General features: G+C 33.0%; 21 protein-coding genes, 4 pseudogenes and 1 riboswitch. Of the genes and pseudogenes, 9 read left to right on the top strand and 16 right to left on the bottom strand.

From position 1 onward, the window contains the following. Window positions 1-532: 532 nt before the first annotated feature. Window positions 533-682, top strand: coding sequence for a hypothetical protein (locus ACVWXS_RS06255; RefSeq protein WP_430352725.1), 150 nt, complete (start codon window positions 533-535; stop codon window positions 680-682). A gap of 424 nt (window positions 683-1106) precedes the next feature. Here the strand turns inward: ACVWXS_RS06255 and ACVWXS_RS06250 are convergent, their stop codons facing one another. Continuing rightward, window positions 1107-1433: a hypothetical protein gene (locus ACVWXS_RS06250; RefSeq protein ID WP_456956977.1), complete on the bottom strand. Its 327-nt coding sequence runs from the start codon at window positions 1431-1433 to the stop codon at window positions 1107-1109. 183 nt (window positions 1434-1616) lie between these two features. Then, window positions 1617-1967 (bottom strand): helix-turn-helix domain-containing protein, encoded by a 351-nt coding sequence (locus ACVWXS_RS06245; RefSeq protein WP_427522471.1) that lies wholly within the window; start codon window positions 1965-1967, stop codon window positions 1617-1619. A gap of 152 nt (window positions 1968-2119) precedes the next feature. Here ACVWXS_RS06245 and ACVWXS_RS06240 point away from each other — a divergent pair, with 152 nt between their 5' ends. Further along, complete coding sequence (locus tag ACVWXS_RS06240) at window positions 2120-2512, top strand: hypothetical protein (RefSeq protein ID WP_456956975.1); 393 nt, start codon at window positions 2120-2122, stop codon at window positions 2510-2512. A gap of 95 nt (window positions 2513-2607) precedes the next feature. On the opposite strand, the pseudogene ACVWXS_RS06235 reads toward ACVWXS_RS06240, so the two are convergent. Further along, a pseudogene (locus tag ACVWXS_RS06235) lies at window positions 2608-2807 on the bottom strand (IS3 family transposase); the annotation flags it as partial. Between the two features lie 224 nt (window positions 2808-3031). On the opposite strand from ACVWXS_RS06235, the gene ACVWXS_RS06230 reads away from it, so the two are divergent. After that, window positions 3032-3313 (top strand): hypothetical protein, encoded by a 282-nt coding sequence (locus tag ACVWXS_RS06230; protein ID WP_456956973.1) that lies wholly within the window; start codon window positions 3032-3034, stop codon window positions 3311-3313. 28 nt (window positions 3314-3341) lie between these two features. Continuing rightward, complete coding sequence (locus tag ACVWXS_RS06225; protein ID WP_456956971.1) at window positions 3342-4490, top strand: PD-(D/E)XK nuclease family protein; 1149 nt, start codon at window positions 3342-3344, stop codon at window positions 4488-4490. A gap of 314 nt (window positions 4491-4804) precedes the next feature. Here ACVWXS_RS06225 and ACVWXS_RS06220 read toward each other — a convergent pair. Then, window positions 4805-4999: pseudogene (locus tag ACVWXS_RS06220) on the bottom strand (Na+/H+ antiporter NhaC family protein); the annotation flags it as partial. On the opposite strand from ACVWXS_RS06220, the gene ACVWXS_RS06215 reads away from it, so the two are divergent. Together ACVWXS_RS06215 and ACVWXS_RS06210 are read left to right on the top strand one after the other, a co-directional pair. Beyond that, window positions 4978-5331, top strand: a complete 354-nt coding sequence (locus ACVWXS_RS06215) for a DNA cytosine methyltransferase (protein WP_456956969.1) — start codon at window positions 4978-4980, stop codon at window positions 5329-5331. The pseudogene ACVWXS_RS06220 and the gene ACVWXS_RS06215 sit on opposite strands and share 22 nt — an antisense overlap. Window positions 5332-5375: 44 nt before the next feature. Next, on the top strand, window positions 5376-5909 hold the full coding sequence (locus ACVWXS_RS06210; protein ID WP_456956967.1) for a DNA cytosine methyltransferase: 534 nt from the start codon (window positions 5376-5378) through the stop codon (window positions 5907-5909). Between the two features lie 331 nt (window positions 5910-6240). Here the strand turns inward: ACVWXS_RS06210 and ACVWXS_RS06205 are convergent, their stop codons facing one another. After that, complete coding sequence (locus tag ACVWXS_RS06205) at window positions 6241-6783, bottom strand: hypothetical protein (protein ID WP_456956965.1); 543 nt, start codon at window positions 6781-6783, stop codon at window positions 6241-6243. Between the two features lie 294 nt (window positions 6784-7077). Next, window positions 7078-7644, bottom strand: a complete 567-nt coding sequence (locus ACVWXS_RS06200; RefSeq protein WP_456956963.1) for a hypothetical protein — start codon at window positions 7642-7644, stop codon at window positions 7078-7080. A 1076-nt stretch (window positions 7645-8720) separates the two neighbouring features. On the opposite strand from ACVWXS_RS06200, the pseudogene ACVWXS_RS06195 reads away from it, so the two are divergent. Continuing rightward, window positions 8721-10187 (top strand): annotated as a pseudogene (locus ACVWXS_RS06195) (DUF7309 domain-containing protein). A 211-nt stretch (window positions 10188-10398) separates the two neighbouring features. Here ACVWXS_RS06195 and ACVWXS_RS06190 read toward each other — a convergent pair. From ACVWXS_RS06190 to ACVWXS_RS06160, 7 genes and pseudogenes are all read right to left on the bottom strand, one after another. Continuing rightward, on the bottom strand, window positions 10399-11679 hold the full coding sequence (locus ACVWXS_RS06190; RefSeq protein WP_456956961.1) for a Na+/H+ antiporter NhaC family protein: 1281 nt from the start codon (window positions 11677-11679) through the stop codon (window positions 10399-10401). 107 nt (window positions 11680-11786) lie between these two features. Continuing rightward, a riboswitch (SAM riboswitch) is annotated at window positions 11787-11894 on the bottom strand. Between the two features lie 765 nt (window positions 11895-12659). Beyond that, a complete protein-coding gene (locus ACVWXS_RS06185) occupies window positions 12660-12947 on the bottom strand; it encodes a hypothetical protein (protein WP_456956959.1) in 288 nt (95 codons plus the stop codon). Between the two features lie 160 nt (window positions 12948-13107). Continuing rightward, window positions 13108-13344: a hypothetical protein gene (locus ACVWXS_RS06180; RefSeq protein ID WP_456956957.1), complete on the bottom strand. Its 237-nt coding sequence runs from the start codon at window positions 13342-13344 to the stop codon at window positions 13108-13110. Window positions 13345-13729: 385 nt separating this feature from the next. After that, window positions 13730-14251 carry a hypothetical protein gene (locus ACVWXS_RS06175; RefSeq protein WP_456956955.1) on the bottom strand — a complete coding sequence of 174 codons (522 nt, stop codon included), beginning with the start codon at window positions 14249-14251 and terminating at the stop codon, window positions 13730-13732. A gap of 3 nt (window positions 14252-14254) precedes the next feature. Beyond that, window positions 14255-14369, bottom strand: a pseudogene (locus tag ACVWXS_RS06170) (toxin C-terminal domain-containing protein); the annotation flags it as partial. A 2-nt stretch (window positions 14370-14371) separates the two neighbouring features. Then, complete coding sequence (locus ACVWXS_RS06165) at window positions 14372-14674, bottom strand: hypothetical protein (protein WP_456956953.1); 303 nt, start codon at window positions 14672-14674, stop codon at window positions 14372-14374. A 91-nt stretch (window positions 14675-14765) separates the two neighbouring features. Then, the gene (locus ACVWXS_RS06160; protein ID WP_456956951.1) at window positions 14766-15044 is read right to left on the bottom strand and encodes a hypothetical protein; all 279 of its coding nucleotides are present in this window, start codon (window positions 15042-15044) and stop codon (window positions 14766-14768) included. A 479-nt stretch (window positions 15045-15523) separates the two neighbouring features. On the opposite strand from ACVWXS_RS06160, the gene ACVWXS_RS06155 reads away from it, so the two are divergent. After that, on the top strand, window positions 15524-16996 hold the full coding sequence (locus tag ACVWXS_RS06155) for a DUF7309 domain-containing protein (protein WP_456956949.1): 1473 nt from the start codon (window positions 15524-15526) through the stop codon (window positions 16994-16996). A gap of 249 nt (window positions 16997-17245) precedes the next feature. Here ACVWXS_RS06155 and ACVWXS_RS06150 read toward each other — a convergent pair whose 3' ends face one another. Together ACVWXS_RS06150 and ACVWXS_RS06145 are read right to left on the bottom strand one after the other, a co-directional pair. Then, window positions 17246-17614 (bottom strand): hypothetical protein, encoded by a 369-nt coding sequence (locus ACVWXS_RS06150; RefSeq protein ID WP_456956947.1) that lies wholly within the window; start codon window positions 17612-17614, stop codon window positions 17246-17248. A gap of 15 nt (window positions 17615-17629) precedes the next feature. After that, the gene (locus tag ACVWXS_RS06145) at window positions 17630-18343 is read right to left on the bottom strand and encodes a hypothetical protein (protein WP_456956945.1); all 714 of its coding nucleotides are present in this window, start codon (window positions 18341-18343) and stop codon (window positions 17630-17632) included. A 1044-nt stretch (window positions 18344-19387) separates the two neighbouring features. On the opposite strand from ACVWXS_RS06145, the gene ACVWXS_RS06140 reads away from it, so the two are divergent. Further along, entirely contained in the window at window positions 19388-22567 is a 3180-nt protein-coding gene (locus ACVWXS_RS06140; protein WP_456956943.1) for a SpaA isopeptide-forming pilin-related protein, read from the top strand. A 164-nt stretch (window positions 22568-22731) separates the two neighbouring features. Here ACVWXS_RS06140 and ACVWXS_RS06135 read toward each other — a convergent pair whose 3' ends face one another. Then, entirely contained in the window at window positions 22732-24015 is a 1284-nt protein-coding gene (locus ACVWXS_RS06135; protein WP_456956941.1) for an MFS transporter, read from the bottom strand. Between the last annotated feature and the right edge of the window lie 4 nt (window positions 24016-24019).

Raw genomic sequence — 24019 nt, 5'->3', positions numbered from 1 at the left:
CGAATCCACGGTAGCATTGATTATTTCACACCCGATGCGTATGAGAAAATGTGCCGAGCAGCAGCGTAAAAAAGGGGTACAAAGAAATCTACCCCACCACATTTTTCGGGCGCAACTTCCATGCATTTTCCGCTCTACATCCCGAGTAGGCGGTCAAAGGCTCCTTTCACTTTGACGGGCTACTCGGGATGTGGAACACTCCAAAAATGGACGTTGCGCAACACACAAAAAATTAACTTGAGTGTGTCTATAATCTTGACGTAGATCCAGTGTGCGCCAAAACTTAGTAAAAAGGTTTGCTAATTTCTAAAACTGACTTAATTGTGAAGCGGTTTTCGGTCTTGAGGAGTTTGAAAGGCCATATTAATTGATGACTTTAAAATGAATCAGCAAATTTAATGGCGTAAAGATAAGTATAATTGCAAGGTTAGGCAGTACACTAATAAAGTAAAAAGGTTTACTTCAGTAAAATAAGGTATATTATATTTGTTGAATGGATTCTCTTTAAAGACAAGAAAAGTAGGTGAACAAAGTGGGGAAATATCAATTGGATACCAAAGGTCAGGTGGCTGTGGCAAAGTATCATGAAAAACAAAAGCCTGCCAAATTTGATAAAAAGCAGCAACTTGAAAAAATACGTGCGGAGTATTTGAAAAAAAAGCAAAAACAAACAGATAAATAATATGAATGAAAACATAGGAAGACTAAAATCTCCCTATGTTTTTCTTATTCGAAGTTCTTTTTTTCAATTGATGATAGAGTTTATTATTCTCCTAAATTCCAGATTCGGTGACAAAAAACTCGTCATCAGATATCCATTCCTCACTAATTGATTTTGAAAACGAAACGATATGTCCATTATTAAAAATAATAATGTTGTAAAACAGAGGTTCACCACTACAATTGAGGACAAGAATTACATGAATTGAACGGGAATTTTCTGTTTTAATGAAAATAAAATTAACAATAATAAGTGTGCGGAAGGTTCAATTTTTTGATGAATTAAAGTTTTAATAAAAGTGAAGAAAAATTAAGGCATAACCTTAGTTTCAAAAGTGATATAACATATTAGGAAAAGTTACATTAGGTAATAGACAGTAGAAGAATTATCGATATATTTTAAAAACAGAACCTTGATTGCTTTTAGTTTTTTTTAGGTACAATCTACGTATTTCTTTATGAAGTAAGTCCTCTGAAGCAGGTTTACTTTTAATTATCGTTGAAATATCCTGCGGTTCAATACTACGATCATCTGTTTTATAGCTACGACGGTTAAGAATTTCAGCAGTACGATTAATGTTTCCCTGATAAGCATATTCTTGTATGACACGTTGAGTAAAATTTTTGGGTTGATAATTTTCAATTAAACTGATGTAGTCTTGAAAAACTTTTAGATCCTTTTTTGCTTGATTATACGTACGGAATTTTTTCATGGCAATTCCTCCCTAGGATTTTAATAGTTTTATAATATATTATGGAAATAAACTGGATTCAATTATTTTTTTAAAAAGCCAGATATAGTTTTTTATGTTAGAAGTAAGATTAAAAAATGAATTATAAAGAAGGGATTATTAGTTAAAAAGGAAGCTTGTGAAAAAAATACACAAGCTTCCTTTTTAATTTTTTTGCAAGCGTGCGAAGATTTCAATTGATATATTCAGTATCATTCGAATATCGTCTTCATTTTTATCTTCAAGCGTGTTCATTAAGAGTTTTAAAAGCTCATCTTTATTATTTTCTGGGTCTTCATTTCCGCTAATTTCAGGTATAAGTACGCTACCTGGACCGACCTTTAGGGCATCTAATATTTTAGTTAAAGTTTGTAACGTAATATTTCTCTCTCCACGTTCAACATCTGATAAATACGGGGCTTGAAAATCACATTTCTCTGCTAGTTCGTCGATTGTTAATTTTTGAGCCTTCCTAATTGCTCTGATGTTCATTCCTACGCGTTTTGTTAAATCCATTTATATCCCCCCACTTTAAGCCTATGTGAGGTAAAACAAATATTACATACTATTAAAGTATAATAAAAATAACTTATAAGTTTATTTCGATTGATTTATATTATCTTTCGGTATTAAAATGATATTAATTAATTTAAAAGGAGTGTGTTGAAATGGATTTAAATTATAGTTTAATGATGGGTTTAGATTATAGTTTAATGACGGATTTAAAAGATATAGAGTTGAAGCTAGAAGAGTTGGAAGCAAGATATAAGAAAAAGTATTTCCGTAAAGATACGAAAAGAGCATGGAGCTTTAAATGTCATTGCGGCGAAAAAGTAGTAAGTAATGTAGCAGATGAATACTTTATTTCATTAATTACACGGAAAGGTCAAAACGCTATTGGTCGTCGCTTTTGTTCAAAAGAATGTGCAGATATTTATTTCAAGGAGCAGCGTAATGAATTGTTAGTTGAACGTGAACGGATTATTGAGGAAAGAAGAAAGATGAGGGAGATTTATGAAGAAGCGGAGCGGAAGTTTATAGCTGTAAAGGAGAAAAGCTAAATAAGGTTATTGAAAGCACATAGTATCTATAAATGGATACTGCGGGTTTTTTATAGGCTTGAGCTCTTCAAGATTGGGGTGATGGAATTCATATTGGTTTCATCTTTAAAATGACCGGAGAAGGATTCTTGGGGGCGTTATCCCAACAGTTTCCTCGGTGTGAAATCGATTGCCCTAGTCCCATTTTCTTCACAAGTTTCTGGAATTGTGGATTCGTATAATGGAATCCTTGATCTGAATGAATAAATGCATCTTCTGTTAAATGGTGGTGATTTTGCTTTAATTTATAAAGTGTATAAAAGATGAAAATGAGGTACGTAACTTAACGCAACAGAAGCTTCGCTGGCTATTGGAAGGATTATCGCTTCAGCAGCAAAGGTGTCTTTTGAATTTGTTTTCTAAGATGGTATAATCAACCATAACTTATATTGAACGAAATGTGGTGGATGATTTAATGAGCGCTTCTAACGAATAAATTTATAACTATTAATATATTAGAAAATATTGGAGGTCTTTGGCGTGTTAGCGAAGATAAAAGGAGTTAAGCTTCTAACGGAATACAAGAATCCAAATTATAAAGTAAAATTAGAATGTGAAGATGGTAGTGTACTACTCATTAGATTTGATTATACGTATGCTACGAAGAACTATATGCCTTTAGAGGTTTATCATAATGGTGTTTCTAAAGGGGCTAAGTTGGCATGGTATACAAGAGAATTTGAGAAAATGACAGTAAGTGAGTTTTTAGACAAAATTGCTACTAAAATAAACAAGAAATATAATTTCGAATTGAAAAAGTAAGTAATTTAATAATTAGAGGGGTTTAAGGATGAATATTTTTAAGGTTTTATCTTCTAATGATGGTTCTATCAATGAGCCTAATGTAACTTCGTTTCTGGCTTATTTGTTAGATCCTAATGAAAATCATGGTTTAGGATCGAGGTTTGTTGAGAGTTTTTTAGCACCTATTGTATTAGCAAATAACGAGCAGTATAAAGAGCTTATATACAATAATCGGATTCGAGATTTATCTCGAAATTCGAAGTATGAGGTAAGAGTGCAAGCTGAAGTAAAGGTCATAAGCTCAGAGAGTGAAATTGCAAAAAAAACAAGGGATATAGATATTGTAATTGAACTTTTTGATCAAACATTTTCTGAAAGTCTTCCAAAGTTTTCATTTTGTGTGGAAAATAAAATTAAAGATGGAGCTATTCAAAAAGGTGATAATCAGCTTTTTGAGGAAATCATTGGATTAGTTAATTTTTATACAACTTCATCATTACAAAAAGAACAACCTTTAGTTTCCTTTATATTCTTAACACATAGTGGAAGTCAGAGAGCTTTAAATGAATTTAATGAATTATTATCTACTATAGAAGCAGAAGGTTTATCAGTACCTTGTTATCATCTGACTTGGGGTGGGGAAGAACTAGATAGCATGGAGATTACTATAGTTGATTTGCTCAGTAAGATTCTTAAAGAAGAAGCCATTGGAAAAATTGAACCGATTTATGATTACACGAAGCATACCATTAAGTCATTTATCTCTTTCATTTACTCAGGCTTTAAATCATATAAAGAAGAAAAAAATCTTTTAATAGAGAAATCAGACTATGGAAAACCAGTCATTCAATACATAAAAGACTTTTATGATAGTTCACCGTTTGAAAAAGACATAAATTATGAAGATTTAAAAAAATGGGTAAGTAATATAGTGAAAGAAACATCAGGCAAAACATTAAAAAATGCAAACTTTGACCGATCGTACATTGTAAATGATCGAAATAGAAAGCACTACGGTGTGAATAGACCACATAAAGAAGATAGAAATTTATTTTATTATCCAGATGAAAACAATAGAAAAGTAATTAGAAAATTAGATCTTTCTAATCCCCCTAAAAATGTAATGACTTATTGGAAAGACAACAACAACCCGGATGGTATGGGATGTGCTTTGCTCACGGAGATATTTGTTTAGACAATTAAATGAAAAAGGATTAATCATTATTAAATCCATAGAGTAATTTACCATAACCCAAATTCGGATTCTTGACTAACAATAAGTCTATCCAATCAAGTTGCAAAGTTCGTGTTTATTTTATAGCTTAAGCTCTTTACCTGTTAGGAGCATTAAATCAACGAATAAAGTTGATTTCAATGGGTAGAATCTCTTGTATGCTACTTTCAAAATAAAAAGAGTAGCCTTCACCACTCTTTTAAACATTTACAAAAATGCCTAATAATTTATCATCATTGTCACTATTGATGCATTTAGTTATAATAAATAACACTCATTTGTGCGCCTTGTGAACGAACGGCAGTAATTGTTGTATCTGAAATAATGGATAAATTATCGCCAAACATCGAACCGCCAACAATCGCTGCCATTACTAAAGCCATGGAAAGTTCGATATGCTCGCTTATCCCAACTCCGATTGGCGCCAGTGCAACAATCGTTCCCACAGATGTACCCATTGACAGGGAGACGCGGACGTGATTTCGCAATTATGCTATCTGCCTTTAATAATTTAGGCTACTCAGTTGAATGGAGAGTTATCAACGCTGCTGAACATGGTGGTGCACAACGTCGTCGTCGAGTATTCTTCTTCGTTTATCGTAATGATAAGCCGTTTGCTATGGCAATGGATGGAAAATACGGGGTAATGAAGAATAATGATATTCTCGATTGGGATGACCATGCATTTGATGAATATATTTTCAAAGATGGGTTATTCGCACGCCAATTCCCTATTAAACAAGAAATGAAGTATGAAGAACAGCACGTCATTATTCAGACCGACTATCCGATGATACAGTAGAAGTTTCTGATAGCTTTACAGGTAAGGTTTGGAATTCTGGTATTATGCGATATGGTCGATATTTTACGATTGATACACAAGCAACTGACTCGGAATTAGCAAAAGTACGTACCCTTGGTTCAATCGCACAATCAGTCGAAGAAGTGGACGAGTGTTTCTATATAACAGATGAAGCTAAATTAGAAAAATTCCACTATTTGCGTGGACCGAAGAAAATTCAGCGTACTACTGTTGATGGTCATGAATGGACGTATTCAGAAGGTGGAATGGCTCCATTTGATGATTTTAATTTACCGGGGCGCACAATGTTAACAAGCGAAGGTTCAGTAAACAGAAGTACTCACTTCTTGAAAATTGGGGAACATTATCGTTTAATTACTCCGATTGAGGCAGAGCGATTAAATGATTTCCCGAGTGATTGGACTCGCTATAAGTTACATGATGGCGAAAAAGTTGAAGTAAGTGATCATATGCGTTACTTCTTTATGGGAAATGCGTTAGTGACAAGCATTATCAAACGTATTGGTGATGAATTACAAGAGATTATTACGATGGATGATGTGAAAAAAGAAGAGTGAAAATTGCAATTTAATATTCAAAAAAGCCCGCATACGCATGTACTATAGGGTGTAAGTCCCAATCCCTGAAGACAGAAGTAGAGGATAGCCGAGAGCAAGGGTGTCCGAAACGAGGAATTAAAGGATTATATATTAATGCTAGTGATGGTGCACTTAGAGAAAGATTATTAAAACTTCAAGTAGAAAGTTTGAATAAGTAGTCATATATTTTATGAAACATATTTAAAAGCTCAATAGGTATCGTAGGGATGACCATGCCTATTAAGCTTTCTATGTTCAATTGATTTCCTAATTTACCTATAATGTATAAAGAGATTAGCACATTTATTATTTAATATTCAAAACCTAACCCTTCTGAATAAGCCTCAGGGACTACAGAGTATCTTTTTTTAGTAGTTGCAGCTACTCCAGAAAACTTTGCTGTGTATCTACTTCCCTTTTTTAACTTGAAATCCACACTATTAACCCCTGAAATACTACCTGTACCTTCTCCAGCAAGATAAATTGTGCCCTTGTATTTTTTTGTAGATTCAGTATAAATGTCTATTATACCCGAAAATATCATAGGTTGACCGGCCGCTTCATGGACAATTAAACTCCAATTGAAATTTCCACCGCCCATGTATACTAATCTAGAAGTGCCAGCTGAACCTGTCCAACTTAACCTTAAATTAGGTGAAACTATTTGGTTATCTAGTTGTTCTTCTATTACGTCAAAAGTTATACTTTCAAACTCTGTTAATTGTTCATCTGATATAATAATTGGTTCGGTAATAGAGTTTTCTGGACGTTCTTCAGCAGAAACCTTAACACCAATTAGCATTGTAAACATTAAAGCTGTAAAAATTCCAACAAATAATTGTTTTTTCTTCATATCCTAAACTCCTTTTCTCTATAAACTTTGATTTATCAATGTTTTGACTAGTTTTTTAGAAAAAAATTTTATTTTTATTTATTGTTTTGGTTCGTAATGACTTGGATTTTATGACTATGCTGTGTTATAGCTAATTGATTAAATACCTTTTCTTTGATTAAAGTCTTAGTTTTATACTGATTATTACACCTACTATGTTCGTTTATTTCTAAATAATTTTGAAAGGAAAGTGATATCAGACGGTTCTAATATTAAATCAATAAATGTAAAAGAGATCACTGTTGAAAAGTCTAATCAAATTAACATTTTTTCGATTTCCCCTAATAAATTTTTATAATGAATATAAAAAGTATTAATTGAAGCAACTATAAAATATGGAGTAGCTAGTCTGGTTTCAAATACGTAATCGTCATAAATTACATAAACTGATATAACTTGCTCTGGTGAGAAATTATATTTATCAAATAAAATTTTCAAATCTTGATAAAGCAAATCTCTTTGTTCATCAATCGATCTCTCAATTGAAAATTGACCTGCTAAACTATCCCACCATATTTGAAAGGTTTGTCGTATTTCGTTAAATTTTTGTAAGTTTTCTTCATTAGAGTTAAAGAGTTCTTGATAATAAAAATCCCCTAGTAAAAAATCGTTTGAAACATCTTTGTCAATAGTTTGGCAGACATCACTCCATAATGTTTTAAAACGATTTTCAAAATTAGGTTTAAAAAAAGAAGGAGATAACGTAAAATTTGGATATTTAAATTTATTAGTTTTTCTATTTTGATTAAGGAATATATTTTGAATATAAATTAAAAAATTCAAACTTGTAGATGCATCGGTTCTCATCACAAAAGAATTCATTTAGTTTCACTTCCGATTTAGTATTGAAATAAATATTTATTAGGGTGAGTTATGCAGAGCTGTCCATGGTGCATTTGTTTTAAATACATCATCTTGTATATGAACATAAACAAGGTCTTGACCAAAAATGAAAATTAAAAGATTCTACTTTAAATAACACAATGAAGATAGTTCCTAAAAATGTAATTTAAGTCCAAATAGAATAGCAACAACAATTTTTGTGACTTTTTTATCTCAACCACGCTACCTCCCAATTTCCTTTGAATTGTTTTGATAATCCTTCTAATAGAATAAAAACAAAATATTGCGAATTATTTTGGTGGGTAAAATATTGTATCCATCATTAAAAAGACACAACAAAATTTACGGTTTCTAAGCATGCTATTAAAATATTCGCCCCATGGATTTGAAAAGGTTTTATAAATACATACAAATAATCAGCGTTATACTTAACTGAATATTCCAAAAACACCTCCTGAGTAGTACAATACCATTAGCTAATAAAAATTTAAAATCAATTTTTGTTGATAATTGAACAAAAATTGATAAAAATCAGGAAATTAATCTCTGCTTGGAGTTTGGTATCACAGATGATCCTTATAAGAAAGAAAAGAATTCTAGTAAAAACTAGAATTCTACATTTAAATAGAGGTATTAAAGTACTCATAAAGTCCTGCGGAGAACCTTATACCACCAGTCTATAAAAGTTTCAAAATCAACTTTTGTTATCAATTGAACGAAAATTGATAAAAGTTAGAAAGTTATACTTTACTTTCTAAAATGTGAATTTTCTTAATTACAATAGAGCACAGTGCTAGACAACACTCAGGGTGTTTTGCACAAATAACACTGCTAGTATTGAGGTGTGTGACGATTGGTGAGGAATGGATTTTGAAGTGTTGCAGAACGGTTAGGTTGTTAGTAAAGTGAATAGAGAGTGGCTCACTTTGGAGAAGCAATTAAATTAAGTATTCAATGAAGAAATGGATCAAATAATTATTGCATTTGTGTATGAAAGCAGATTAGCCGTAGCTTCATCAACATCGTTTTAACAGGTAGAAGAAGGAGGTTAAACAATGATCCAGTTGCATATTGAAAGTAAGAAGAGACCTGAAATTTATCGAAAGTTATTGTTACCGAAGAACAGTAGTTTTTCCATGCTAGATGAAATTATATTACTAAGTTTTGATTTGGATGGGGCGGACTATTTTAATTTTGAAATTGTTAAAAAAGATGGACGAGTATCTAAAGAAAAGATTTGTTTTTTACCTAAAAATGATACGGATTTAGATACAGATGAAGAGTTGGTCGATGAATGGCTTCGAAAATCCGGTGATGAAGCCATTGCACATGTCATTGATAATAGTGAATCATTTACTATTCGATTAGAGAGCTATGAGGAATTATCGATGAACTCTGAAACTCCTATATGTATTGCTGGAGCAGGTAATATTCATACTGGTAAAATGGACAAAATTAATTTGGAGGAAATTAATGAACTGATAGGGGAGGATGAAGAGGCAAATAGTTTACTAGAAAATCAGGAGCCAGATTATCTTACTTTATTGGAGCTTACTAATGACCTGAAAAAATTAAAGCCATGGCAATATTTAAGGGATGATGAAGTCGTTATAATTCACTTTGCAGATATAGATTACAAAGTACTTGTTTCTGTTATGGGAGCTGGTGGTGAAGAGTTTGGATTAATGATTTTTGATATGGAAAAGGGCTATGACAGCTTAGCGAAAATACTTTTTGAGAAAAATTTATCGAGTGATTTTTCCTATAGCTTAAATGTTTTAACTGTGAATTTTGTTGATAGAGAAGAGTTAGATTCAGCAGATTATCTGCTAATTAAAGATTGTGGGCTGTCGTATAGAGGGAAGAAGAACTGGATTCAATACCGTAGCTATCAAGAAGGAACGCATCCTGAAAGACCAAACCATCTAGAGGTAGAACTATTAATTGATGTTGTAAGTAGGATGATTAATATTACAGAAGCTCGGAAGGATGGCTGGGAATATCCACAGGTAGCTGCACATCAATATCCAACGTTTAAAGTACAAATGGATGGTGAGTTACAAGAAATCTATATTTTGCATATAAATATACCAAAGCCAACGTATGAGTGCTACGAGGAAATTTCAATGTTTGAAAAAGCAAAATATAAGAAAAAGCCTAAAAGCCCGTTACAATTAGAATATGATATATTTTACATGCCTTTTGGCGTAGAATCGGAAGAAACGAACCGCACTGTTTATCCGATTGCTGGTATGCTTGTTGAACGAGGAAGCAATTTGGTTATTGAACACGAATTGTTCCCTGTGCCTAAAACGCCACCAATTGCACAAGGCGTGTTATGGGCATTTTTATAAAGCTTAGAGGTAAGACCAAGTAAAATATTTGTTTCTAAAGAGTTAAGCCCGATGCTTCAACCACTAGCAAAAAATGTCGGGGTGGAGCTTGTAGAAAGTGAACTTCCTTGCATCCGAGAAGTGAGAGAATTTATGAAAAACATGTCAATGGATTTATTTGAAGAATAGTGAATAATCTGACCACACGTTTCTATGACTTTAGAACAATTACACGTGTACGTATTTAAAAAGCTCAATAGGAATGATCATCTATACCCTTACCAACCTCATAAAAAAATCCAATCGTTTTGATTAATCTTTCTTTCAAAACAATTGGATTATTTTCGATGTAAAATCAATATTTTCTAAAGCCACACCCATCACTCTAAAGTGATGAAGTTCAGGCTTTCTTTTGTGCGGGGTATCCAATAAGGATAGCGATGATCCCGCAAATTCCTATCAAGATCGGATAGAAAGAGTATTGTAGCATGCTTACTGGCGATATTCCAGCTACGCTTGCGGCTGCCAGGAATTGGGCTCCGTATGGGAGAAGACCTTGGACCGTACAGGAGAAAATATCTAATATACTTGCGGACTTTCTTGGCTCAATCCCATACTGATCAGCAATATTTTTTGCAAGTGGACCAGCAATTAGAATAGCAATCGTATTATTGGCCGTAGATAAATTAGTTAGACCCACAAGGCCAGCAATCCCAAATTCAGCACCCTTTTTCGATTTAATTCTTCGTGTCGTAAGGTGAAGTAGAAAGTCAATTCCTCCGTTAAACTTAATAACCTCCACCATTCCAGCTATTAATATCGCAAGAAATGCCATTTCATACATGCCTGACATTCCTTCGCCAATCGTTTGCATAAGGCTCATTAAATGATAGCTGCCATCCGCTAAGCCTACAGCCCCGGCGAGAACAATCCCAAATGCCAGAACAAAGAAAACATTCATTCCAGCTAACGCTAAAATAATAACCAGAACATAGGGAACAATTTTTACCCAACTATAGCTTAAATGTTCTACATGTGCGGTTTCACCCATTGTGATAACCCCTAAAATAATGCTCGTTACAATAGCTGCCGGCAACACAATCCAAAAATTCACCTTAAATTTATCCTTCATTTGTGCGCCTTGTGAACGAACGGCAGTAATGGTTGTATCTGAAATAATGGATAAATTATCGCCAAACATCGAACCGCCAACAATCGCTGCCATTACTAAAGCCATGGGAAGTTCGATATGCTCGCTTATCCCAACTCCGATCGGCGCCAGTGCAACAATCGTTCCCACCGATGTACCCATTGACAGGGAGATAAAGCAGGCAATGATGAACAAGCCTACGACAAGCAGGTTTGGCGGAATGACCGATAAAGCAAAGTTAACAGTGGAATCCACTGCCCCCATGCCTTTTGCTACCTCTGAAAAGGCTCCAGCCAAGAGAAAAATAACAACCATCAGCATGACATTTAAATTTCCTGCGCCTTTGCAGAAAATATCAACCTTTCGCGAAAACGATTCTTTTCGATTCATCGCCAGAGCCACAGCGCCCGAAATGGCAATGGCTACAATGACAGGAAAGGCATAAAAATCACCTGTAATAACCCCTGAACCAATAAATAAAATCAAAAAAACAACAAATGGGATCAGCGCCCATGGATTCTCTTTCTTCATTGTCCTACCTCCAAAAATTAAAAATGGACACATCCTTGTCCATTTTTTTCTAAAAAAAGACCTCTTCTCGAAATAACAAGAAGAGGTCTTATATTTATAAAACACTCCTCTTATCTATCAAGCCATTGCTTGCTGGATTTGGCACAGTAACTTAATCACTAAGTTCCGCTGCCGAGATATCATAGGGCCAGTCCCTCCATCTCTCTTGATAAGAAGAAAAAATATTATTTTTTTGCACAATAATGAAATACTATAATAAAACATCTATTATTGCAACATGTTTTTAATTAAATACTATTTCAAAGCACATAAAAACGTTTTTTCAAGAAAGAAAATCCGCTTTAAGGCGACCACGGTAAAAAAGAGAGGAGCGATTCATGAAGTGCTAAATTAAGATGTTAAAAATATTGGTGTAATCATAGAACCATCTATCACGACGATAGGCAATTAGATTGTTTAGTTATAATACAGGAGAATTACAAAGATGTAGGTGCATTTGCAGAAATTGAAGGTATAGAAAATGTGAAGCAAAAGATAGTAATCATCTATTGTAAAGAGACATATTTATAAAGCTCAATAGTAATCGTAGAGACGACCAGACTAATTTAGTTTCTTTTAACAAAAAAAGACACTATAAAAAGAATAGAACCTACCAAAAAACCAATGAATTGATCTAATAATAATTCATCTCGAAGAAACCATCTGAAAATAAAAATGCCTCCAAACATTAGCATAGCTAAAAATCCGATATATTTTATTCCATTATGTAGCATCTTCTCACTCCCTACAGTTTGAAATAACCGTCATTCCTATTGCAGTAAGAACAGCGATAACAAATGACCCTACAATAATTCATTGAGGCATATCTTTTTCGTCTCTCGTCACAAAATATTCAGTAACTCTAACAACCACAAATAATTAATGCTACATAAAATCCATTACTTCATTGACCTACAACCCGGGATTCTTTCAACTTTTTCTTATTTGTAGTCATTGTCGACATTTAATCCCTCTATTTTAATTAATATTGGTATTTTTTTGAATAAAGATACTAATGCTAAAATTAAAGATGCTGTAGCTATTGTTTTTGTAAATTCCTTATAATCATTAGGTATATATTGACTGGTGATAAACGCTATTACTGCCATTACTATATAAGTTAAAATGCTTTTTAATTTTGTATTTTTTATTGTAATTAAATACATTAATGACTCAGCAAATAAAATGATAAGAAATAAAATAAATATATTTATTAATATATAACTCAAAGTTTTCACCTTCTTTTAAAAGGTTAGAAAAGGATATCGAAGAATTGATACCCTTTTTTATAAAATTAAATTTTTCTATAATCGTCTTGTGCTCCTAACCACTCCTGTTCATATGGATATAATATTAAAGCAGCACCGAATGGACCTATTACACCGCTGATTAAAGTTTCATTTTATTAGCATGGCGAATAGTAATAATATTATCGTTTGGATTAACTAAAACAACAGTATCCCAAGTAGGTTTAATTTGAAGTTCACCGTGTTCATCAATGCGAATCATTGCATTTAGTTCTAGAATACCTTCAATAATAATGATCTCTTTTGCATCGTTATCTTTTATAGCTCTTAATTCATCTTTAAAACGAATTTTCCAACCAAAAAAATCTACTTCATTCATTGAAAGTTTACCTCCATGAAAGTACTTTCAGCAACAGGGCGACATTTATTGATTTCCGGTAAATCAGGCCAAGGAAAAACATATTTTATGCAGTGTCTATTATTTAAGAGGTGAGTTCTGATCGGGCTATGAAAAAACCTCCTAATGAATGATCATCGAGGTTGTCTCACGATTATTAATTCATTAGAAAGTGTGTAGTGTTCGGCGCTTACATTTAAATAATCTAGGTTTAAGTATATTTGTTCACAATGTTATTCTTTTTCCACTTCATTTAATACAAGAATGCTACCCCTTTAGCTACATAACAAAAGGACTCCCTTTTTTCAAGGAAAGCACCTAAGTACAATACTACTTTACTTATTTAGTAAATTAATAAATGTTTTAATTATTTATTAGAGATCTCATAATACGTATCATAAAGGTTTTTATAGTTATCTTTTAGCTTATTAATATTCATGGAGTCATTTGAAATAATATCAATAACATCATTATTTACATATAATAAATATTCATTGGAATAGAATGAAATATATGCTCCTGTTAAACCTTTTTTAATGCTAAAACAGTAATTATATACATCTAAAGGATCTAAGTTTTTTATAGAAGCATAAATTAATCCATCATTTGTATAGCCTTCTAATAATACATCCTCTTTCCAATTTTTTAAGTGAATAATTTGACCAATCTTTGTTTTGGCTGACTTACGTTTTTTATTAAAAATATACTCAGAAACAAAGATAGCATTAATATCTTTGTACCTATTAAATATTTGATTAATAATTAATTGTAGGTTAACGCTGCTTAGTTTCTCAATATCAAATCGTATCCGATTGTCTTCATGGACTTGGAAAAAAGGTGTCACTTGAGTACAGTCAAAATCAATATTAAAGTCTTTTAATTTTACCAAAATTTATAAATCTCGTTTCCTATTTAATTCGGCATCATAGGTTCCTGAACGTATTTTCTTTGAACCTAAATTTTTATAGAGCTGGGCCTTTCCATACTCCTCCATTATGACCATCTTGATTTAGTTTAAAATAACCGTCATACCTATTGCAGTAAGAACAGCGATAACAAATGCCCCCACTATAATCCATTGAGGCATATCTTTTTTTTCGCTTCCTGTCACAAAATTTTCAGTAAATCTAACAACCAAAAATAAGACTAAAGCTGGTATAGCTAAAACATTAATTGTCAGCTCTTTTCCTGTTACGAGCATTAAAGAAACGAATAACATTCCGTATACTAATGCTACATAAAATCCATTACTCAATGGACCTAGAACTCCAGTTTCATTCAACTTTTTCTTATTTGTAGTCATAGGCGACATTCAATCCTCCTCGTAATGGAGCTTGTCGAATTAATGAAATTTTGGTGTTTTATCAGAAGTTTTACGAATGAAGATTGGCTGATTTATTTAATCAATACGCGTGGTTATCTGATTTACTAAATTTATTAATAAGAAGTTGAATAACACCTCCTAAAAGACCAAATATTAGTACACCTGTCCATGTTACATTAGCTTGAAATACACTATCTTGAATATGAACATAAACAATATCTTGACCAAAAAACGTAGATTGAAAATTAAAAAATTCTACATTAGATAACACAATAGCAATAGTTCCTAAAAATGTAATTGAAGTAAAAGTGAAAATACTCAAAAGAATAGCAACGATCATTTTATACGATTTTTTCATCTTTTCCTCCTACTCTTTTTCCGTGAATTTGGAAAGGTATTTTAATAACTTCTACACTGGTGAATATAAAATTCCCCTACTATTAGTACCATACCATTGGCTGTAAAAGTTTAAAAATCAATTTTTGTTATTAATTAAACAAAAATTGAGAAAAGTCGGAAGGTTAATCTCAGCTTTCTAAAATGTGAACATTGTAATTACAATACGTAGCTGTTGCTAGAACAACACTTAGGGTGTTTTGTACAATTAATGCAACAGATATTGAGATGTGTAGCAATTGGTTGGGATGAAGTTTGAAGTGTTGCAGAATGGAGAGATTGTCAGTAAAGTGAATAAAGAGTGGTTCGCTTAGGGAATAGCTACAAAGTTGAAATATTCAATAAAGAGATAGCGCAAGAGATTAATACATTTGTATATGAGTGAAGATTATGCCGAACTCATCAGAATAGCTATAACAAGTAGAAGTAGGAGGTAAAACAATGATCCAGTTGCATATTGAAAGTAAGAAAAAACCGGAGATTTATCGAAAGTTATTGTTACCGAAGAACAGTAGTTTTTCCATGCTAGATGAAATGATATTACTAAGTTTTGATTTGGATGGTTCGGACTATTTTAATTTTGAAATTGTTAAAAAAGATGGACGAGTATCTAAAGAGAAGATTTGTTTTTTACCTAAAAATGATACGGATTTAGATACAGATGAAGAGTTGGTCGATGAATGGCTTCGAAAATCGGGTGATGAAGCCATTGCTCATGTAATTGATAATAGTGAATCATTTACGATTCGATTCGAGAGCAATGAGGAATTACCGATGAACACGGAAACTCCTATATGTATTGCTGGAGCAGGCAATATTCATACTGGTAAAATGGACAAGATTAATTTGGAGGAAATTAATGAACTGATACGGGAGGATGAAGAGGCAAATAGTTTACTAGAAAACCTGGAGCCAGATTATCTTACTTTATTAGAGCTTACTAATGACCTGAAAAAATTAAAACCATGGCAATATTTAAGGGATGATGAAGTAGTTGTCATTCACTTTGCAGATATAGATTACAAAGTACTTGTTTCTGTAATGGGAGCTGGTGGTGAAGAGTTTGGATTAATGATTTTTGATATGGAAAGTGGCTATGACAGCTTAGCGAAAATACTTTTTGAGAAAAATATATCGAGTGATTTTTCCTATAGTTTAAACGCTTTAACTGTGAATTTTGTTGATAGAGAAGAGTTAGATCCAGCAGATTATCTGCTAATTAAAGATTGTGGGCTGTCGTATAGAGGGAAGAAGAACTGGATTCAATTCCGTAGCTATCAAGAAGGAACGCATCCTGAAAGACCAAATTATCTAGAGGTAGAGTTATTAATTGATGTTGTAAGTAGGATGATTAATATTACAGAAGCTCGGAAGGATGGCTGGGAATATCCACAGGTAGCTGCACATCAATATCCAACGTTTAAAGTACAAATGGATGGTGAGTTACAAGAAATCTATATTTTGCAAATAAATATACCGAAGCCAACGTATGAGTGCTACGAGGAAATTTCGATGTTTGAAAAAGCACAATATAAGAAAAAGCCTAAAAGTGCGTTACAATTAGAATATGATGTGTTTTACATGCCTTTTGGCGTAGAAACGGAACTGACGAACCGCACTGTTTATCCGATTGTTGGTATGCTTGTTGAACGAGGAAGCAATTTGGTTATTGGACACGAAATGTTCCCGATGCCCAAAACGCCACCAATCGCACAAAGTATTTTATGGGCATATTTACAAAGCTTAGAGGTAAGACCAAGTAAAATATTTGTCTCTAGAGAGGTAAAACCGATGCTTCAACCACTAGCAAAAATTGTCGGGGTGGAGCTTGTGGAAAGTGAACTTCCTGGTATACGAGAAGTGAGAGAATTTATGAAAACTATGCCAATGCCAACGGATTTATTTGAAGAATAGTGAATTAGTGAATATCCAATCATACAAAATTCCACGGAAAGGTTGAAGACTTTTCCGTGGGATTTTCTTTTTTTAAGGTGAAAAAAGATATTTCGTAACTTACTTTAATCATGGTTTTAAATCAAAAATGCTTTTCATCACTTCAAGTAGTAACAGCCGAAATACGTGGTACAAGTATTTCAGAGGCTAACCTTCAAAAAAAGTCAGCCATTTTTACAATTTATCTCTAAAAAAGAGGTTGTTGCTCAATCAATTTCCATAATTACTACGGTTTATTACTTCAGTAGCAATATAAAATTTACCATCTCGTTTATACAATACAGATTTTGGAAACTCATCTCCGTTTTTTCTTTTATATATAGGAGTACCCTCATTTAAAGAATTAGACTCAAAATTAGTATTCGGAACTTGATTTCTATCTATTTTTTGCTTAATCTCACCCAATTTCCTTACTGCTTGCGATTTTCCAACTGGTTCATTGGTTACTACATAGACTGTATCTTGAATTTTCAGCATCTCCACAAGATTGTTTTTGCTCTCGTCAAATTTATAAGCAGTTATAAGCAAGGAGATTATTAGTATTATTATACTAATAATCCAAAATATTTTTTTTTTCATATTGCACACTACTCTCTATTTATTGCTACTCTTAACATACGTACTTGATGCCTTGCTTACATATTTTGTCGTGGAACCAGTGTATATTCCTGCTCCATTATATTTCTTCACATTGTATTTAGTCACATCTACATCTCCATAAATACCCGGTCTTGTCCATTTTTTTGGATCAGCTTTAATAGCTTGCCCATTAGATCCTGCTTTCGCAACAGAAATAGAAAAATATCCATATCCAATACTTGCACTAAATGACATAGTAGATTTGCTAAAATAATAATACGAGATATTGTATTGATATTCGCTCCAACCTGGATGCCAAGCGATAAAGTCATTAGAAATTTTTCTAGTAGTTGATTCTTTTGTCCATTCCTCAGTCCCTAATGTTGCACTTCTTAACAACGGGTTCGTATTTTCATTACTGTTAACAATAAATACATCCGGAAGTTCTGTACCGTCATTCATATATCCGTTTTCTGCTTCTTCTTCACTAACTACTGGAATTGAAAAATCATTGGACTCCATACTCTTAATGTTTTCATCTTTACTAATCGTTTCTGCTTCTTCTTCACTAACTACTGGAGTTGAAAAATCATTGGACTCCATACCCTCCATGTTTTCATCTTTACTAATTGTTTCTGCCGAACTTTTCATTACCCCTACATTTAGCATCAATCCCGATACAAAAAGTACTGCTACAACTAATTGTTTCAACCATTTTTGAGATTCCATCTTTTTGTTCTCCTCTCTGTCTGTGCTTATAATTACTATTTTGGTCTTCTGTGTTAATTTGGGATATTCGAGTAATTTAGAATTTTAAGATTTAGTGATGTTTACCACGAACTACCTATTTATGGTAATATGATATATTTTAGTTTCGTTAACTTAATCCATATTTTGTGTTTTTATCTACAAGGAGATAAATCTTAATCGAAAACACAGGTAAAAAATTTTAGCATGGTATTTCCTTCTTTACTTCCCCCGGGTATATGATAAACATATCAGTAGCTATAAATATTACAAAATCAATTTTTGTTATAAATTAAACAAAAGTTGAGAAAAATCAGAAAAAATACTATTAGGATGGACTTTGTAGAAAGTAAATTCCCTAGTATTCGTGAAGTGAAAGAATTTATAAAAGCCATGCCAATGGGTTTAATTGAAGAATAGTGAATAACGAGACCACGCATTTCTGTGACTTTAGCACAGTTAAATGTGTGGTTTTATATATGGACGTTTTTTTACATTTAGTATAGCCCATCATGCATGATAATTACTTATTGTGAATATCAATTCAATTAATATTTTCTCAATATAATATCATTTCCTATTTTAATAAAATGTTTTTGAAACAAGAGTAGTTTAGTAGATTTCCATCATATTTATAATAAAAAATAATAAAAAAATACTCATTGCTAGTAAATTTTTACTGTTTTTTCTTTGTTGTTTAAAGATAAATGAAAAAAATGGAGAACTTTTTAAAATTTATGTAGACAAAAAGTCTGGAATCATTTAGTATTTGTTCAGCGGCCTACTTTGTAATGATTATAAAGTGAGATTCATTATTTGAGGAGAGGTGAAAATAGGACCTATACATGCGATTTTGTCCTATGCTTTGAAGAATTTATTAGAAATGTATTCATTTATGACAAGAAGTGAATGGAAGGATAGAGGTACCAACTTATTGTCTGTGACATCCTTACCAACATTATGAATGTATGAACGTCGTCAGCAAACACCAATAGGTATCTCTCAGGATTTAGAAAGGAGAAAAACATGAAAAAATTAAACATAGTAGCAATCTTATTACTAATCGTATTACAAACAGTACTATCACCAATCTCAGCGTTTGCGATTGAAGCGGATGCTAATATTGGAGCAACAGGAACAACTGAAACAAAAGAAGCACCAGCAGTAGAAGGAAACGGAGCGAATGCCATTGAAGGCGCTGGTGTAAGTGATGGGGCAGTAGAAAAAAATAACAGCGTTGTTTCGCCTAAACAAGTAGAAAATCCAAGTGCCCCTATAGACAACTCAAGTACTCTAACAGAAAATCCAAATGCTCCTATAGACAACTCAAGCACTCAAGCAGACAACCCAAGTGCTCCTATAGAGAACTCAAGCACTCAAACAGACAGCTCCAATGCTCCTACAGACAAGTCAAGTACTCTTGCAGAAGAATCTAAAACTGTCGTAGAAGATAGTAACGCAGTAAAACCTGAACAAACTCAAACAAATACACCTCCTGTAGAAAAAGCACGAGAACACAGCAATACAGGACTTCTCGATAGTGTGCAAATCACAAAAACAGATTTAATATACGGTGAACAAACAGGAGTCTCTGTAACATTTAGTGAAAAGCCTGGTCTGAAATTAAAATCAGGCGATACACTTACGATGACATTACCACCTGAATTAAGAGGTTTTAATAAGACTATTCAACTAGATGATTACGGTTCATGTAATGTGACAAACGAACAAGTTGTATGTACGTTCAATAGTAAAGTAGATCAACGTGAAAATATAAAAGGTTTCTTTAATTTTACTATAATGGCGACGAATGTAGAGTATGGAGTTACAAAAAAGATTAATACGAGCTTTGGAACAGATTTAAGTGAGCAAGCTGTAACAGTTACTCACCCAACTAGTGATGGTTCAAGAATCTTTTTCTATAAAGCAGGCGATATTATACCAGAAAATGCTGATGAAGTTCGATGGTTTTTAGTCTTCAACGGTAAGAAGGAATACCTTGAAAGTGATATCGTTTTACAAGATTATTCAAAAGGCGGTCAACAAATACAGAGAGATAGTTTCTATATCAACACAAGTGGCCAACTAGGCAATCATCGGTTCACACTTGAAGAGTTTGAAAGTAAGGGATATGGATCTGTGAGTTTCACGGATGATAATTCATTTAATGTAGTGATTTATAGTGAGTATGCAAGTTTTTCGGAGTTCACTGTAGGTTATAAAACAACTATTACAGCTGAAGGGTTAAATGAAGAATATTTTAAGAATGAATATGATTTGACTTACAAAGTTTACAACCAAAAGGAAGTACATGAGAAAAATGTGGCCCAAGTAAAAAATATTTCAGCCAATGGTGGGGCTGTAGGGGATTTACCAGCTAAAGGTACATTAAGAATACTGAAACATATAGATGGTCATAAAGAACAAGTCATTCCAAATGTTCAATTTAAAGTTTTTTCATCAAATGGGCAACAAATTGGTGATCAATATACAACCAATGACAAAGGAATCGTAGAAGTACCAAACTTGAAAGCTGGTGAGTACTATGTACTAGAAGTATCAGCTCCTGAATATGTAACATTTGATGCAAGTAATAAAATTCCATTTACAATGGAAACGGATGCTGCAAAAGGTATTGAATTACCGATTGCTAACAGTTTGAAAAAAACCTCGATTGATGGAACGAAAACTTGGAGCAACGATCGTGAACAAGATCGTCCTTCAGAAATCAAAGTAGATTTACTAAAAGACGGTGTGGTTATTGCTACAAAAGCAGTAACAGCAGAAAATGGTTGGAAGTATAGCTTTGAAAACTTAGACCAATACACAGTAGACGGTAAAGAAATCAAATATGCTGTGAAAGAGCAACCGGTAGCGGGATATGAGTCAAAAGTTGAAGGTTATAATATTGTAAATACAAAAATACCTAAAGGATCAATTGTTTTAACGAAAATAAATGCTGACACTAAAGACAAATTAGAGGGCGTTGAATTTACGTTAATTAACGATGAAGGCAAAGTTATTGCAGAAAAATTAGTAACTGATAAAGACGGTCAAATTAAAGTTAACAATCTACTTCCGGGCAAATATGCGTTTGTGGAAACAAAAGCGTTATATGGATATAAACCTTTACATGAAAAAATGGAATTTACAATTGAAAACGATCAAAAAGAAGATGTTCAAGTAACAGTAGAAAATTCCTATAACAAGACAACGGTAGTATTGACAAAGCATGCTAAAGATGAGCAAGGTCCAGTATTACCTGATGCAGAATTCAAACTCATTAATCAAGAGGGTAAAGAAGTAGTAATAAAATTAGTAACAGATAAGGACGGTCAAATTAAAGTAGATAACTTACGTCCGGGTAAATATGCGTTTGTGGAAACAAAAGCACCAAAAGGTTATCAGCTGGATGCAAAACCAATCGACTTTGAAGTTAGTTTGGTAAACGAAGAATCTGTTATTCAGTTAAAAGTAGTGAATCAAGCTGAACCAGCAAAGCCGACAACACCAGAAAAACCTGTGGAACCAAGTGAAAAGCCGACAACACCAGAAAAACCGGTGGGGCCAAGTGAAAAACCAACAACACCAGAAAAACCGGTGGGGCCAAGTGAAAAACCAATAACACCAGAAAAACCGGTGGGGCCAAGTGAAAAACCGACAACACCAGAAAAACCGGTGGGGCCAAGTGAAAAACCAACAACACCAGAAAAACCGATGGGGCCAAGTGAAAAACCGACAACACCAGAAAAACCGATGGGGCCAAATGAAAAACCAACAACACCAGAAAAACCGGTGGAACCAAGTGAAAAACCGATAACACCAGAAAAACCGATGGGGCCAAATGAAAAACCGACAACACCAGAAAAACCGGTGGAACCAAGTGAAGAACCAAAAGACCCAAACAATGAGGGTAATGTAGTAGAGGAACCAAAGACTCAAGAGAAACCAGAAACATCGGTGGAACTTAGTGAAAAACCAAATGACTCAAAAAATGAAAGTAATGTAGTAGAAATGTCATCAAATGAGCAAACTAACAACGTTGTTCAGAATCAAAAAGTTGACAAAAAGGATCAAGATACGCCAAATCAAGCGAAACGCTTACCTCAAACAGGGGAAAGTAATACAACCCTATACCAAGTAATTGGTTTGATTTTAGTAGCGCTAGCATACTTGTTATTACGACGTAGTAGAAGAGAAATTTAAAATATAATCGTAAGCCGGAAATAATAAAAGCGCGCCTTTTCGGTACGCACAACGAATAGCCGTTTATCTGAAAAAAATTTCAGATAAACGGCTATTTTGCACATGTCATTTGGATATAATGTTTTTTCTTGTAAAGAAGATATGTGAAGAATTAAACCATAACATTAGTCATAATACTTAATTACTTTTGATTTATAAATATATAGTATTGATATAATCCAAATTAAAATCCCACAAAACAACATCAAATGCGAAATAGATAGGTTTATGAATAGTGATAATGAAACGAATGCATAGGATAATGGAACTAGTCCGTTAGATGAAGCATTGACAATACTCATCACACGCCCTATTTTATCTTCGTGGCTGTTCTCTTGTATTGATGATATTAATAATACATTAATCACAGAGGAAAAAATACCCATTAATAATAATAAAATTACACCTTGCCATACAGAATTAATCTGACCTAAAGTGGCTAGAGCTATGCCGAGAAGGCTAATCAGAATAAGTATAAACAATCCTTTTCTTTTAGTAAGGTTTAAGATGCCAATTAATAAAGCACCTAACAACATCCCAATTTGATATGATCCTTGAAGAATGCTAAGGTCGATGGCTTCGCCAGAGAGAACATTATTTACTAGAAGAGGTATGCCAATTAATAAAGGGCCAAAAAAGAAAAAATTAATAATTATTAAAATAACGATCATATTTTTCAAAAAAGGCATGTTCCAAACATAATTCAAGCCTTCTTTGAACTCTAATTTAGTAGAGGTTTGGTGTGAATTATTTATTTTTATTTCTGGTTGATTTTCTCTAATAAACAATGAAAATATAAATGTGATAAATAGGAAAACTGCTACTATTAAAAAAAGAACTTTGAAAGAAGCAGAAAGTGTTATAATTAGCCCGCCAATCATAGGACCAGAAAACATTGCAATTTGATTAGAACTTTGAATGAACGAATTAGCTCTTGTGAGTAGATTTTTTGAAACTACTATAGGTAATAGAGAGGAATTAGCTGGAGAAAAGAAAGCATCAACGCATCCAAAGAGTACGGCAAAACAAATTAAAGGCCATATCTGTAACCAGCTTAATTGTAAAAACAATATCATGATAAGAACTAAAATACATCTAGTTAAACTTGAAAATAACATTATCTTCGAACGTTTTATTCTGTCTGCCCATACTCCACCAATGGTCATTAAAAATATTCTAGGAATCATTGTAACCATCAATACAATTCCTAATACAGCCTCTTGTTTTAATACTCTTACAATGTACCATTGTTCAGCAAAAAGATAAGTTGATAGAGCAAGAAAAGAGAAAGTACTTGAAAGCCAAAGAAAAAGGAAAGATCTATTAAGAAGTAAACGATCATTTGGATTAATAGGTTTTTCGGGTTTTATCAATTTTTTGGAGATTAATGATATACCTTTACTTTCCATACTA

Source organism: Lysinibacillus sp. TE18511 (assembly GCF_054062295.1).
This window is presented reverse-complemented; position numbering and strand designations above follow the sequence as displayed.